A 14,270-nucleotide genomic window follows, 5' to 3' on the forward strand; every position below is an offset into this window, starting at 1 on the left:
ATGATCGCCTCAAAGTTAAGGTCTACCGATGAGTGATACCCGAAATCGATCCGTCGTGGTGTGTGGTGAGGGACTGGTCGACCTGGTGCCGGTGGGGGAGAACTTCTCACCCAAGCTCGGCGGCGGACCGTTCAACGTCGCACTCGCGTTGGGCAGACTCGGGTCGGCCGTCGGGTTTGTCTCCCGATTGTCGTCCGACGCGTTCGGTGATCGCATGATCGACTCGCTGACCGCGTCGGGCGTGGACACCAGTGCCGTGGAACGGGGTCCGGAGCCGACCACACTTGCCGTCGTCAATCTTTCCGACGACGGTAGCGCCCGGTACAGCTTCTATCTGGAGGGGACAGCGGATCGGCTTTTCAGTGCGCCGGAACTTCCCGACGCCCGCGCATTCTCGTTCGGAACCCTCTCGCTGGTCTTGGAACCCGGAGCGTCGGCGTACGAAGCGTTGCTGTTCGAGGCGCATCGACGCGGACGACTCACCATGGTGGACCCCAATATTCGACCGGCCGTCATCAGCGACCCCGACGCGTACCGTCGACGGTTCCGCACCTGGTTGCCGTCCATCGACATTCTCAAAGTGAGCGACGACGACGCGGCGTGGCTGGGTTCGGTCGACGGTCGTGAGTGGCTGGCCGACGGTGTCGGAGCAATCTTGTTGACGCGAGGCGGCGATGGATTGACAGTGCTGACATCGGGATTCGAGGTTTCGGTACCGGCGCCGACGGTTCGCGTCGCCGACACCATCGGAGCGGGGGACACGGTGCACGGCGCTCTGTTGGCTTACTTGGAGCGCCACGACGCACTCGATCCGGCAGCTGTTCGCAGCTTCACGGAACCTCAATGGCAGGCGGCGCTGGAGTTTGCGGCGCGTGCGGCTGCCGTCACGGTGTCACGACCCGGCGCGGACCCGCCGTGGTCGGCAGAGTTGTCCCACTGAGTTGTCCCACTGAGTTGTCCCACTGAGCGGGCCGATACCGAAATACCCGGCACGTGTTTTCCCTGCTCAATTGGACGTCTGACCTGCGGCACGAAAACTTTCGTTAGAACACGTTCCAATTTCCGCTATTTGTGGCTATGGTCACAGTGATAGATGCGGGTGTGCGAATGAAAGGGTGAACTGACGTGAAGACCAAGGGTGCAATCCTGTGGGGCCTGGGCGAGAAATGGTCCGTCGAGGAGATCGAGATCGGCGATCCGGTAGCCGGCGAAGTCCAGATCCGCATGGAAGCGGCCGGAATGTGCCACTCCGATCACCACATCGTCACCGGCGCCACGCCGATGCCGTCGTTCCCTGTGATGGGCGGCCACGAAGGCTCGGGCGTCATCACCAAACTCGGCCCCGAGGTCTCAGGTCTCGAGGTCGGCGACCACGTCGTGCTGTCCTTCATCCCGGCATGTGGAACCTGTCCCGCGTGTTCGGCCGGACATCAGAATCTCTGCGACCTCGGCATGGGACTCCTCAGCGGTCAGGCAATCAGTGACGGCACGTACCGAATTCAGGCTCGCGGCGAGAACGTGATCCCGATGTGCTTGCTGGGAACGTTTGCGCCGTACATGGTGGTGAACCAGTCCTCGGTGGTGAAGATCGACAAGGACATTCCGTTCGAGGTTGCCGCGCTTGTCGGTTGCGGCGTTCCCACCGGTTGGGGATCGGCGACGCACATTGCCGACGTCAAGCCAGGCGAGGATGTTGTCATCATGGGCGTCGGCGGCGTGGGAATCAGTGCGCTGCAGGGCGCCGTCGCATCCGGTGCGCGGTACGTCTTTGCCATCGACCCGGTGCCGTGGAAGCGTGAGCAGGCTCTGAAGTTCGGTGCCACCCACGCGTTCGAGAGTGCCGCTGCGGCAATTCAACCCATCATCGAGGCGACACACGGACGGATGGCGCAGAAGACCATCATCACTGTCGGTGAGATGAAGGGCGAATACGTCGAAGAGGCGATGATCCTTACGGCCAAGGCCGGACGTTGTGTTGTCACTGCGATGGGGCATCTGACGGACATGGACGTCAAGCTCAATCTGTTCCTGATGTCGATGCTGCAGAAGGACCTCCAGGGCAACATCTTCGGCGGCGGCAACGCCCGCCAGGACGTTCCGAACCTGCTCGCGATGTACAAGGCGGGCAAGCTCAACCTCGACGACATGGTCACCCGCACGTACACCCTCGAAGGTGTCAACGACGGCTACCAGGACATGCTGGACGGCAAGAATATCCGCGGCGTGATCCGTTACACCGAAGCGGACTGGTGATCTACAGCTGAATTCGTGGGCCAGTAGTCTGATCGGGTGCACAGTCTTGACGTCATCGATCAGTGGCCCGTCGACAATGCGGCAGCGGTCGTCCTCACGGGAGAACATTCCGGCGGGGGCGGCCGCATTTCTGCGTCGAACGGCGACCAGAACCGCGTGTTCCCATTGGCTTCGGTAACAAAACTCCTGTGCGCCTACGCAATTCTGATTGCCGTGGAGGAAGGCGCCGTCGAGCTGGATCAACCAGCAGGCCCCGAAGGATCCACGGTGCGGCATCTGCTGGCTCACGCGTCCGGCCTGGCCTTCGGGGAGCGGACCGTCCAAGCTCCCGTCGCGTCGAAGCGGATCTATTCGAGTGCGGGATTCGAGGTGCTTGCCGAATTGGTCGAACACGAAACCTCGATTCCGTTTGCCGACTACCTGGCTGAGGCGGTGTTCGAACCGCTGAAGATGACGAGTGCGGCGCTGGTCGGCCCGGCAGGCCACGGAGCGCAGGCATCGGCGGCCGACCTGGCCGGCTTCGCTGCTGAACTACTAGCCCCGACGCTGATTTCGCCGCAGACGTACAAAATGGCGACCTCGGTGCAATTCCCCGGGCTCAACGGTATTTTGCCGGGATACGGCTCCAAGCGGCCTAATGATTGGGGATTGGGCTTCGAAATACGCGGACAAAAGAATCCGCATTGGACCGGACTCGAGAATTCCGCGTCGACTTTCGGCCATTTCGGTCAGTCCGGAACCTTCCTGTGGGTGGATCCCGATATCGACGCTGCCTGCGTTGTCCTGACCGATCGCGCCTTCGGTGATTGGGCAAAGCCGCTATGGACTGAATTGTCCGATCACGTTATAACGGACATTCGGTAACAATTTTCTCTTGTTCCACTAGCGCAACACGGGTAACACAGGCACACTATTCAATCGAGCCTGCTTCACACATTCGACAGAGGTCGTTGGGGAAGACGTCCCTCGTCGAAGCAGGAGGCTCGAGTGCAACCGAATCACCTCGCGGAACTGACGACTGGTGTGGTCTTCATCCACTCGTCACCCGCAGCGCTGTGCCCGCACGTGGATTGGGCTTTGTCCGCCGCGTTGGGCTGTCCTGCCAAACTGCGGTGGACATCGCAGTTGGCAGACAATGGACTGCTGCGTGCAACAACGGATTGGTCGGGGCCCGTCGGAACCGGTGCCCGACTGGTGGATTCACTACGGGCGTGGCCGAAGCTTCGATTCGAGGTCACCGAGAACCCCAGTGCCGGCGTGGACGGTGAGCGCTACAGCCACGTTCCCAGTCTCGGGCTGTGGCGCGGTTCCACCAGTGCCAACGGAGACGTTGTTGTCGGCGAACTGCGGCTTCGATCCATCATCGACGCGGGCGGCGACATCGTCGGAGAAATCGACCGGGCAATGGGGGCGCCCTGGGACGAAGAGTTGGAACCGTATCGATGCTCCGGCGAGGGCGCTGAAGTGATGTGGTTGCACCGCCGCGTCAGCTGATCCGCAAGCGTGAATGAAAAGGTGAGCCTCGCCGTTATCGGCGGGGCTCACCTTGCGTTCGACGCGTTCTTACAGCGGAATATTCTTGTGCTGCCCACGCACATTCGGAGCGGCGGCAAGGGCGGCCGTGACGATACTGCGAGTTTTCGCGGGATCGATTTCCCGATCCACCACACCCATCTCGACGGCCCGGTCGACGCCGCCTGCGATGGCTTCGTGTTCAGCGGCCAACCGGTCGTGGAGGGCTTCGCGTTCGTCGTCGGGAGCGGCGGCGAGGGCGCGCTTGTGCAGGATTCCGACCGCGGCCTTTGCGCCCATGACGGCGACCTCGGAATTCGGCCACGCAAATACAGCCGTGGCACCGAGGGCCCGTGAATTCATGGCAATGTAGGCGCCGCCGTAGATCTTTCGGGTGACAACGGTGACGCGGGGGACGCTGGCTTCGGCAAAGGCATGCAACAGCTTTGCCCCGCGGCGGACGACGCCTTCCCATTCCATCGACACGCCGGGGAGATATCCGGGGACGTCGACGACTACGACGAGTGGCACACCGAAGGCATTGCAGAGGCGAACGAATCGCGCGGCCTTCTCGGCGCTCTCGGAGTTGAGGCAGCCGCCGAGTCGCAGCGGATTGTTGGCAATGACACCAACAGTGCGACCGGCCATCCGGCCGAATCCTGTGACGATGCTGCGCGCGTAGTTACCTTGCAGCTCTTCGAAACTCGACTCACCTTCGACGTTGTCGAGCAGTTCGTGAACGATCGGACGCACGTCGTACGCGCGCTTCGCCGACGCCGGCATCATCGCCCGCAAATCGGAATCGCCGAGTTCGGCGGCGCGCTGATCGAACGTGCCTTGGTCGCAGAGCATGGAGACGAGTCGACGGGCCCGATGCAGGGCGTCGGACTCGTCATGCGCGGCGATGTGTGCGACGCCTGACTTCTTGCTGTGGGTGTCCGGTCCGCCGAGCGAGACCATGTCGACCTGTTCGCCGGTCACACTGCGTACGACGTCGGGTCCGGTGACGAACACTCGACCTTCGGGCGCCATGATGACGACGTCGGTCAAAGCCGGTCCGTACGCCGCGCCGCCTGCGGCAAATCCGAGGACAACCGAAATCTGTGGGATAAGGCCTGATGCGCGGACCATTGCCTCGAAGACAAGTCCGACAGCGTGCAGAGCTTCGACGCCTTCAGCGAGGCGAGCGCCACCGGAATGCCAGAGCCCCACGATGGGGGTCTGCTCGTCGATGGCGGTGTTGATGGCGTCGACCAGATGCTTGCATCCGTCGAGGCCCATGGCGCCACCCATGACGGTGGCGTCGGAACAGTAGGCGATGGTGCGGACGCCGTCGATTTTTCCGGATGCGGCGAGCACACCTGACTTGTCGCGCGGGTGAAGCGGAACCGTGGTTCCCGGATCGAACAGATTCTCCAGGCGCGCAAGGGGATCACGCGGATCTGTCGACGATTCGGACTTAGTCACGGGGGCCAGGATGGTCATCGCGTCCTCCTTCAATACGTGCCTTCGGCAGAAATGCCGATCGGTGTGCCCGCGGGTGATGTTGTCATTTCCGTTCCAACATCACCCGCGGACAAGGTCAACGACTGGCTATGCCCGGCCGAAAGCGAGCGCAACATTGTGCCCACCGAAACCGAACGAGTTGTTCAGTGCGAAATCGAAACTGCCGGTTCGGGCTTCGCCCTTGACGACGTCGAGATCGATCTCTGGATCCTGGTTGTCGAGATTGAGCGTCGGCGGAATGATCCCGTCGCGCACAGCCAGAACCGTCAGAACGGACTCGAGGGCGCCGACAGCGCCGATCGAGTGTCCCAGTGCGGATTTCGGTCCGTACACCGCCGCGTGGTTGCCCACGGCGGAGTTGATTGCCGTTGCCTCCGCGATGTCGCCGATCGGCGTCGCGGTGGCGTGAGCATTGATGTGCTTGATGTCGGCCTTCGAGAGACCGGCCATCTCGATTGCCCGCGTCATGGCTCGAGCCGCGCCCAGACCCTCGGGATGCGGTGCCACGATGTGGTAACCGTCGGATGTGATTCCCGCGCCCAACAAACGTGCGTGAATCGTGGCGCCACGCGCCTTTGCATGCTCCTCGGTTTCGAGGATCATCAGCGCGCCGGCTTCACCGAACACAAATCCGTCGCGGTCCTTGTCGAACGGACGCGAAGCCGCGGTCGGATTGTCGTTATTGGTGCTCATCGCACGCATCATGGCAAAACTTGCGATGGGAACGGCGTCGATGAAGCTCTCGACTCCGCCGGCCACCACCATGTCCACGTCACCCATGACAAGCATGCGGTGCGCGTGGGCGATCGCTTCGGAACCCGACGAACATGCGGAAACGGGAGTGATGACGCCACCACGGGCGCCGAGCTCGAGTCCCACCGTTGCCGCCGGCCCGTTCGGCATGACCATCTGCACCGAGAACGGGGACACCTTGCGGTATCCACCTCCGCGAAGCTTGTCGACTGCGTCGATCAGCGTGTCGCCGCCGCCGAGTCCGGTGCCGATGACAACCGCGAGGCGGTCCTGATCGACCTCGGGACTGCCGGCATTGCTCCACACAGTCCGGCCGAGGGTCAGCGCGAGTCGTTCGACCCAGCTCATCCGTCGGATTTCAACTCTCGACAGACCCTCGTCCGGTGAAACTTTGAGGTGCCCGCCGATGCGAATCGGAAGGTCGAATTCGTCGATGAACGGGTCGTCGAGGACTCCGATGCCGCTTTCGCCGGCGAGCAAAGCCTTCCACGTGCCATCCACATCACCAGCCACCGACGTCGTCGTCGCGAGGCTCGTGACAACGATGTCGGGAAATTTCCCCCTGCGGGTAGAAGCGGAAGTCACGGTCGGCTCACTCTGCGTTCTTGGCTTCGGCGCCTTCGGCTTCGAGCTTCTGGATGTACGCGACGATGTCGCCGACGGTGCGCAGGCCGGCCAGATCCTCGTCCGGAACCTTGACGCCGTACTTGTCTTCCGTCTGAACTGCGATCTCGACCATGGACAGGGAGTCGATATCGAGGTCGTCGACGAACGACTTGTCAGCGGTGACCTCGGAAGGCTCGATTCCGGTGACCTCCTCGACGATCTGGCCGAGTTCCGCGATGATTTCTTCCTGAGTGTGGGCCACTGGTGTGGCTCCCTTCTTGATCGATTGAAGTGGTGAACCAAGTCCAGCTTCTGGTCAGCTGAACTCAGGGTGAAGCGCCCGGGCTAGGTCAGTCCGGACAGAGCGGAGATATCCTCCGGGTTCTTGAGGGCCACCGTCGGAGTGCCACGCATTTCGCGCTTGGCAATACCAACGAGGGTTCCGGCCGGCGGGAGTTCGACGATCGCGGTGACTTCTGCGGTCCGCAACGAAGCGGAGCAGAGGTCCCAACGAACGGGTCGAGTTACCTGCGCGGCAAGTTTGGTGAGAGCGTCCGCACCGGAGGAGACCGGTGCGCCGTCCGAGTTGGATAGCAGCGTGCGCGTGGGATCAGACGGGGTGATCTTGGCGGCAGCAGCTGCAACGGCGTCCTGGGCCGGAGCCATGAATCGGGTGTGGAAGGCACCGGCGACGGGAAGTGCCCGCACGCGAGCCTTCTCGGGTGCGCTGGCCGCAAGCTCTTCGAGGGCGCTGAGTAAACCGGCTGCAACAATCTGACCCGCAGCATTTCGGTTAGCGGCTTCGAGTCCGAGTTCCTCGATGCGGGCCAGTACCTCGGCTTCGTCACCGCCGAGGACCGCGGACATGCCGGTGGGCTCGAGTGCGCATGCCTTGGCCATCTCCGCGCCGCGCAGTGCTGCGAGTGCGACAGCTTCGTCAGCAGTGATGACGCCCGCGATTGCCGCCGCGGCGAGTTCGCCCACCGAATGACCGGCGGCAATGACGCCAGTTCCGAGGAGGCCCTGCGATTCGATTTCCTCGTAGGCAAGCAGTGCTGCTGCGACGACCAGGGGCTGAGTCACGGACGTGTCCGTGATTTCTTCCGCGGTCGCGGTGGTTCCGAGACGGACGAGGTCGAGACCTGCGGCTTTCGACCACATTTCCAGGCGGTCTTGCGCTCCGGGCAATGCCAGCCATGGGCTGAGCATGCCGGGTGTCTGAGAGCCCTGTCCCGGGGCAAGCAAGGAAATCACTTATTAAGAGAACACTGGCAGCAGTGAAGTTCGAGATGTCGGTGGCGATGAACTCTGGTGGTGTGTTTTGTAGGTTTCCCACAAATTCCCACGTCGCGTTTCCTCATCGGAATTGGACGCGAAAGGGTTACAAGGCAATTTGTCACACTGTGAACGGTGTGACGGGAGTGAACGTTGTGTCCGATTTGTTATCGATTTCGCTTAATCGGCCCACGGTAGCGGCTATACGCAGGACGTACGCGTCGCGTGGATTGGTTGGATCCCGACCGGTCACTTCGGTAATTCGTTTCAGGCGGTATCGCACCGTATTTGGATGAACAAACAGCTGACGTGCACAAGTCTCAACCGCACCTCCACAGTCGAGATAAGTGTCCAAAGTGTCGGTCAAGACGGAGCCACTTTCCGCCAACGGAGTAACGAGATGATCCTGGAGAGCGTCGACGGCAGCTTGATCGCCGAGTAGTGCGCGTTCCGGCAGTAGCTCCGTCGCAAACACCGGGCGCGGCGCTCCCCGCCATCCCACGACCGCTTTAATTCCGGCAAAAGCCTCAGACGCACTGAAATGCGCGGCGCTCAGACTTGGGGTCGTCGGGCCGATCACCACCGGGCCGCCGGCGAAGCTTCGCAGAAGATCCTGCATGAACTCGCTCTGCGCGGACTTGCTGGTCACGTCGCCGCTGACAACCATCACCAGGCGGCTGCCCTGAACGACTGCGAGTACCGCTCGGCCGTGGGCCGCAGCAGTGGCGTGGACGGTTCCTGCGACCGAGACCCGTTCATCGGGCGGCGGTGATCCGACGATGACCGTTGCCGGAGCAGTTGCATCCCAATTCAACGTGGCAGCGCGCGAGAGCATGTCCGAGCCGGTATCGCCGCGCACAACGGCGTCGACCACCAGTGCTTCCAGTCGGCTGTCCAATGCGCCACGCGATTCAGCGGCGCTGGCGTACACCGATGCGGCAGCAAATCCGAGTTCACGTCCGTACCGAAGAACGGCCTCGGTCAACGCGATGAGCTGCTGATCGTTGCGAGCCAACGCCGGCAACCACTTCTCGAAGAACTCCATGGCAACGCGAACCATGTCGACCGTCTGCCGCAGCGTCAGTCGCCGCGCCAACTCTTGAGGAATGACCGGAAAGGACTCGTATCCGAAGCTGATCTCCGAATCCAACTGCCTGAGCCATTCGAGGAAATTCACCACTGACGTCTGCACCAACAGTTGAACGTCTGCGCGGTGGGACGCGTCCAGGGTGTCGAAGAACGGGAGTTGTTCCTCCATGACCGTCACGGCTTCGGTCGCCAGCCGTCCGGAGAACTGTTTGACCCGCCGCAGCAAAGCCTCGGGCAGTGGATCGCGAACCTGACGCCGCCGCGACAGCGACGCCTGCAACCCGGAAGTCGACGACCGGATGCGTCGTACTCCTACCGGAGGTGCCCCGGATGCAGGCACATCAGAATCAGGATCAGGCATGACAAAAACCTACGCCCATCGCTGCGGATGTCGTGATGACACCCGCAGCAATGGGCGGAAGTGGTTCTCAGTAGCGGTGGAAACTATGCGCTACCGGTGTCCCCGGTCTGCTCGGGGGCAGCATTCACGTCGTCGATGCGGTACCGACCAGCTGCCTCGACGGCCTTGCTTCGGTCGATCGAACCTTCCTTGGCCAGACCGTTGAGCACGGCCACGGCGATCGACTCGGCATCGACGTTGAAGTAACGACGAGCGGCAGTGCGGGTATCGGAGAATCCGAAACCGTCGGTGCCCAGCGTGATGTAGTCGCCCGGAACCCACTGGCGGATCTGATCCGGGACAGCGCGCATCCAGTCCGATGCCGCCACAACGGGACCCTGCGCCGACGCCAACGCGTTGGTGGCGAAGGGAACCGGAGCGTCGACGCCCGGGTTGAGCAGAGCCTGACGCTCGCACTCGACACCCTCGCGGCGCAGTTCGCCCCAGGACGTGACGGACCAGATGTCAGCCGAGACACCCCAGTCGTCTGCGAGCATCTGCTGAGCCCGCAGGCCTTCCGGCATGGCAACACCGGAAACGAGGATCTGAGCCTTCGGGCCCTGCGCATCGGATGCCTTGTAGAGGTAGATGCCCTTGAGCAGTCCCTCGACGTCCAGGTCGGCAGGCTCGGCAGGCTGCACGTACGGCTCGTTGTAGATGGTGAGGTAGTAGAAGATGTTCTCGCCGCCGAAGCCGGCAACACCTTCTGTACCGCCGTACATACGACGCAGGCCGTCCTTGACGATGTGCGCCAACTCGTACGAGAACGCCGCGTCGTAGGTGACCGCGGCCGGGTTGGTGGATGCCAGGAGCAGCGAATGTCCGTCGGCGTGCTGCAAGCCCTCACCGGTCAGCGTGGTGCGGCCGGCAGTTGCGCCGAGAACAAATCCGCGGGCCATCTGGTCGGCTGCTGCCCACAGGCCGTCGCCGGTGCGCTGGAAACCGAACATCGAGTAGAAGATGTACAGCGGAATCATCGGTTCGCCATGCGTCGCGTACGACGTTCCGACCGCGGTGAACGACGCCGTCGAGCCGGCTTCGTTGATGCCCTCGTGCAGGATCTGGCCGACCGGGCTCTCCTTGTAGGCAAGCATGAGTTCGGCGTCGACAGACGTGTAGAGCTGTCCGTTGCGGTTGTAGATCTTCAGCGACGGGAACCACGAGTCCATACCGAAGGTGCGGGCCTCGTCCGGGATGATCGGCACGATGCGCTTGCCGATCTCCTTGTCGCGCAGCAGTTCCTTGAGGATGCGGACGATGGCCATGGTCGTGGCCACTTCCTGCTTGCCCGAACCCTTGCGGATGACGTCGTACGTCTTGTCCTCGGGAAGCTTCAGCGGTGCAGCGTCCGTATTGCGGGAGGGCAGGAAACCGCCGAGTGCCTTTCGGCGATCGAGCATGTACTGGATCTCGGGAGCGTCGTTGCCTGGGTGGTAGTACGGAGGCAGGTACGGATCCTTCTCGAGCTCGGCATCCGAGATCGGGATGTGCTGCATGTCGCGGAAGGCCTTCAGGTCGTCCAGCGTCAGCTTCTTCATCTGGTGCGTCGCGTTGCGGCCCTCGAAGTGCTTGCCGAGCGTGTAGCCCTTGATGGTGTGCGCGAGAATGACCGTCGGCTGGCCCTTGTGAGCCATCGCGGCGGCGTACGCGGCGTGAACCTTGCGGTAGTCGTGGCCACCACGCTTGAGGTTCCAGATTTCCGGATCGGTGAGGTCCTTGACCAGTTCCTTGGTACGCGGGTCGCGGCCGAAGAAGTGATCACGCACGAACGCGCCGTCGTTGGCCTTGTAGGTCTGGAAGTCGCCGTCCGGAGTCACGTTCATCAGGTTGACGAGCGCGCCGTCCTTGTCGGCGTGCAGCAGCGAATCCCACTCGCGGCCCCATACGACCTTGATGACGTTCCAGCCTGCGCCGCGGAAGAACGACTCCAACTCCTGGATGATCTTGCCGTTGCCGCGAACCGGGCCGTCGAGGCGCTGCAGGTTGCAGTTGACGACAAACGTCAGATTGTCGAGGCCTTCGGTCGCCGCGACGTGCGCAAGACCGCGCGACTCCGGCTCGTCCATCTCGCCGTCGCCGAGGAATGCCCACACATGCTGATCGGTGGTGTCCTTGATGCCGCGATCGTTGAGGTAGTGGTTGTACCGCGCCTGGTAGATGGCGTTCATCGGGCCGAGGCCCATCGATACCGTCGGGAACTCCCAGAAGTCGGGGAGCAGGCGGGGGTGCGGGTACGACGGGAGTCCGCCGCCCTTGTCGGCGTGGCTCTGCTCCTGACGGAAGCCGTCCATCTGCTCGGCCGGGATACGGCCTTCGAGGAATGCTCGCGCGTAGATGCCGGGGGAGGCGTGGCCCTGGATGAAGATGTGGTCGCCGCCGCCCGGATGATCCTTGCCACGGAAGAAGTGGTTGAAGCCCACCTCGTACAAGGCGGCGGAGGACGCGTAGGTGGAGATGTGGCCACCGACGCCGACGCCGGGGCGCTGCGCGCGGTGCACCATGATGGCTGCGTTCCAGCGGATCCAAGCGCGGTAACGGCGTTCGACTTCTTCGTCGCCCGGGAACCACGGTTCGTTCTCGGTCGGGATCGTGTTGACGTAATCGGTGGACGTCAGAGCGGGCAGTGCGACGTGCTTCTCGCCGGCGCGTTCGAGCATGCGCAGCATGAGGTAGCGGGCGCGGGTAGGTCCTGATCGATCCAGAAGTCCGTCGAAGGACTCGAGCCATTCAGTGGTTTCGTCCGGGTCGATGTCCGGCAGGTACGACGCGACGCCTTCGCGAATGACGCGAACACGGCCGTCCGCTCCAGGGGGTGCGCTGGGGGATGGTGAACCTGGCACTCCCGTGCCCCCGGACTCGGCGTTCGGCTCGGACGAGGGACCCTGGATCAGGTCAGACAACGTGTGCTCCTCAGAGGGGTTAGGGACGCGTGGTTGGGCGTCCTTACGTAGGTGACCGGGACCTTGTTAGGTCCGATCCACTTCCATGATGAATATGGCGCGTACCTCATCTTTCACCATCCCGGTCGGCCTGGCACACTGTGGCCCCGGTTACCGTCGGGTAGCGTTCTCGAGTTCGACGTTCGGCTGCAAGAGTTGCCGGTGGCAACGCGATGTGAGGGGGGATTCGTCGGTGATGAAGGCGGGACCGGTCAGGGGATCGGGAAAAAGCGTGGACCGGTATCGACGTCGTGGATTAGTTGTCGCGATCGGCGCGTTGACGGTGGGTTCTGTGGTGATCGTGGGGTGTTCGGGTGCCGTCGAGGGATCGCCGACTCCGAACAGGGTGCAGGCTGCTGCCTATCAGGCCGAGGTGACGGCGTCGATTGCGGCGTCGTCGTCGAAAGCTGCAGCCGACGCGGTCGAGACCGCGTTCCAGACCTGTGAAGAGCTGATACGCCGATCGAAGGACGACGTGGCCGTCTTCAACGCCTACATCGACGCCAACAACAACGACGAGTCCGACGTGACGAGCAAAGCGCAGGCAGCTGCGTCCTCGGCAGACGAATTCGCAGGGTGGCTCGACACCGCGACCGCGGACGTCCCCGCCTCGCTGTCCGGACTGTTCGGCGACCTGGCCGACAACCTCCGGTCGATCGCCGGCGTCGTCAAGCGCGACCATTCGCCGGACGAAATCAATTCGATCACCGATACGACCAATTCAATTCGGGATTCGATCCGCACCGAATGCGGAGCGCTGTGACCTGCAGATTTTCGGAGGCGTAGGGTTCCGGGCGTGTCTGCGGACACAAATCCGGAAAAGTTTTCGGCGTGGTCGGCTTGCGCTAACGCCTTCGACCATGTTCGCTTTCCCTAATCGAACGTTAAACGGTCGGTGCGCGGGGACTCCGTGCACCATCAACAAAAGGAGGACCCCACCGTGGTCGCCGCGGCGGATGCCCAGAACTACGCTCAGAAACTCGGGATTACTGCCGATATGGTGGTGCAGGAACTGGGCTGGGATGAGGATACCGACGACGGCATTCGTGCCGCGGTTGAGGAAACCATCGGCGGGGAAATGCTCGACGAGGATTCGGACGAAGTCATTGACGTCGTGCTGCTGTGGTGGCGCGACGAAGACGGAGACCTTGTCGACGCTCTGATGGATGCCATCGGTCCTCTCGCAGACGAAGGTTTTGTCTGGGTTCTCACACCTAAGACAGGGCGCGACGGACACGTCGAGCCCAGCGAGATCGCTGAATCTGCCCCTACAGCAGGACTGACTCAGACGTCTGCTGCGAACCTCGGTGACTGGTCGGCAAGCCGACTCGTTCAGCCGAAGGCTCGCCCGGCAGGCAAGCGCTGATCAAGCCGGCATCAAGCAACAGTGCATCGGATGACGCAAGTGCGACGTCCGATGCACTGTCGTATTTCCGAAACTTTTCCTATCGTCAGTGAAGGATGAAATCCATGCCTCTCGAAGTTGGTGCTCAGGCACCGGAATTCACGTTGAAGGATCAGAACAACCAGGAAGTCTCGCTCGCAGACTTCCGCGGTAAGAAAAACGTTCTGCTCGTCTTCTACCCGTTGGCTTTCACCGGAACATGCCAGGGCGAACTCTGCAAGGTCCGCGACGAGCTTCCGACGTTCGAAAACGACGACACGGCAATCCTGGCCATCTCCGTCGGCGCTTCACCGACACACAAGATCTGGTCCGCCGAGCAGGGCTACACTTTCCCGTTGCTCTCCGATTTCTGGCCGCACGGTGAGGTTGCGCAGAAGTACGGCGTGTTCAACGACAAGCTGGGCTTCGCTAACCGTGGAACCTTTGTCATCGACAAGGATGGAATCATTCGTTTTGCCGAGATGAATGGCCCCGGAGAGGCCCGTGACCACGCGCTTTGGGCAAATGCGATTGCCGCGCTAGAGTCTTAGAG

The 14,270-nt window shown here is 62.4% G+C and carries 13 protein-coding genes; 7 read left to right on the forward strand and 6 right to left on the reverse strand.

Translation table 11 applies throughout. The annotated features are described in order from the left end of the window. Window positions 1-28: 28 nt before the first annotated feature. From RG2_RS09815 to RG2_RS09830, 4 genes are all read left to right on the forward strand, one after another. The gene (locus tag RG2_RS09815; RefSeq protein WP_033233083.1) at window positions 29-940 is read left to right on the forward strand and encodes a carbohydrate kinase family protein; all 912 of its coding nucleotides are present in this window, start codon (window positions 29-31) and stop codon (window positions 938-940) included. A gap of 185 nt (window positions 941-1,125) precedes the next feature. Then, window positions 1,126-2,253, forward strand: coding sequence for an NDMA-dependent alcohol dehydrogenase (locus RG2_RS09820; protein ID WP_033233085.1), 1,128 nt, complete (start codon window positions 1,126-1,128; stop codon window positions 2,251-2,253). A gap of 36 nt (window positions 2,254-2,289) precedes the next feature. Continuing rightward, on the forward strand, window positions 2,290-3,117 hold the full coding sequence (locus RG2_RS09825) for a serine hydrolase domain-containing protein (protein WP_033233087.1): 828 nt from the start codon (window positions 2,290-2,292) through the stop codon (window positions 3,115-3,117). 123 nt (window positions 3,118-3,240) lie between these two features. After that, window positions 3,241-3,747: a DUF3145 domain-containing protein gene (locus tag RG2_RS09830; RefSeq protein ID WP_033233089.1), complete on the forward strand. Its 507-nt coding sequence runs from the start codon at window positions 3,241-3,243 to the stop codon at window positions 3,745-3,747. Window positions 3,748-3,816: 69 nt separating this feature from the next. On the opposite strand, the gene RG2_RS09835 is transcribed toward RG2_RS09830, so the two are convergent. The 6 genes from RG2_RS09835 to aceE form a co-directional block, all read right to left on the reverse strand. After that, window positions 3,817-5,250 carry an acyl-CoA carboxylase subunit beta gene (locus tag RG2_RS09835; protein WP_033233092.1) on the reverse strand — a complete coding sequence of 478 codons (1,434 nt, stop codon included), beginning with the start codon at window positions 5,248-5,250 and terminating at the stop codon, window positions 3,817-3,819. 108 nt (window positions 5,251-5,358) lie between these two features. Next, a complete protein-coding gene (locus tag RG2_RS09840; protein ID WP_033233094.1) occupies window positions 5,359-6,609 on the reverse strand; it encodes a KasA/KasB family beta-ketoacyl-ACP synthase in 1,251 nt (416 codons plus the stop codon). A 7-nt stretch (window positions 6,610-6,616) separates the two neighbouring features. Continuing rightward, window positions 6,617-6,892 carry a meromycolate extension acyl carrier protein AcpM gene (gene acpM, locus RG2_RS09845; protein ID WP_033233096.1) on the reverse strand — a complete coding sequence of 92 codons (276 nt, stop codon included), beginning with the start codon at window positions 6,890-6,892 and terminating at the stop codon, window positions 6,617-6,619. 83 nt (window positions 6,893-6,975) lie between these two features. Then, entirely contained in the window at window positions 6,976-7,884 is a 909-nt protein-coding gene (locus tag RG2_RS09850) for an ACP S-malonyltransferase (RefSeq protein ID WP_033233098.1), read from the reverse strand. 142 nt (window positions 7,885-8,026) lie between these two features. Then, window positions 8,027-9,355, reverse strand: a complete 1,329-nt coding sequence (locus RG2_RS09855) for a PucR family transcriptional regulator (protein ID WP_072782448.1) — start codon at window positions 9,353-9,355, stop codon at window positions 8,027-8,029. A gap of 83 nt (window positions 9,356-9,438) precedes the next feature. Next, on the reverse strand, window positions 9,439-12,294 hold the full coding sequence (gene aceE, locus RG2_RS09860) for a pyruvate dehydrogenase (acetyl-transferring), homodimeric type (protein WP_033233102.1): 2,856 nt from the start codon (window positions 12,292-12,294) through the stop codon (window positions 9,439-9,441). Window positions 12,295-12,529: 235 nt separating this feature from the next. Here aceE and RG2_RS32260 point away from each other — a divergent pair, with 235 nt between their 5' ends. The 3 genes from RG2_RS32260 to RG2_RS09875 all read left to right on the forward strand — a co-directional run bounded on the left by RG2_RS32260 (window position 12,530) and on the right by RG2_RS09875 (window position 14,268). Further along, window positions 12,530-13,096, forward strand: a complete 567-nt coding sequence (locus RG2_RS32260; protein ID WP_045067034.1) for an Rv2240c family protein — start codon at window positions 12,530-12,532, stop codon at window positions 13,094-13,096. 177 nt (window positions 13,097-13,273) lie between these two features. Further along, a complete protein-coding gene (locus RG2_RS09870; RefSeq protein ID WP_033233108.1) occupies window positions 13,274-13,699 on the forward strand; it encodes a DUF3052 domain-containing protein in 426 nt (141 codons plus the stop codon). A 104-nt stretch (window positions 13,700-13,803) separates the two neighbouring features. Then, the gene (locus tag RG2_RS09875; protein WP_033233192.1) at window positions 13,804-14,268 is read left to right on the forward strand and encodes a peroxiredoxin; all 465 of its coding nucleotides are present in this window, start codon (window positions 13,804-13,806) and stop codon (window positions 14,266-14,268) included. Window positions 14,269-14,270 lie beyond the last annotated feature (2 nt).

It is taken from the genome of Rhodococcus globerulus NBRC 14531, from assembly GCF_001894805.1.
GTDB lineage: Bacteria > Actinomycetota > Actinomycetes > Mycobacteriales > Mycobacteriaceae > Rhodococcus_F > Rhodococcus_F globerula.

Excerpts from the sequence above, each read along its gene's own strand:
- RG2_RS09815 (WP_033233083.1), top strand. The coding sequence starts at position 29 with ATGAGTGATACCCGAAATCGATCCGTCGTGGTGTGTGGTGAGGGACTG.
- RG2_RS09835 (WP_033233092.1), bottom strand. The coding sequence starts at position 5,250 with ATGACCATCCTGGCCCCCGTGACTAAGTCCGAATCGTCGACAGATCCG.
- RG2_RS09855 (WP_072782448.1), bottom strand. The coding sequence starts at position 9,355 with ATGCCTGATCCTGATTCTGATGTGCCTGCATCCGGGGCACCTCCGGTA.
- RG2_RS32260 (WP_045067034.1), top strand. The coding sequence starts at position 12,530 with ATGAAGGCGGGACCGGTCAGGGGATCGGGAAAAAGCGTGGACCGGTAT.
- RG2_RS09875 (WP_033233192.1), top strand. The coding sequence starts at position 13,804 with ATGCCTCTCGAAGTTGGTGCTCAGGCACCGGAATTCACGTTGAAGGAT.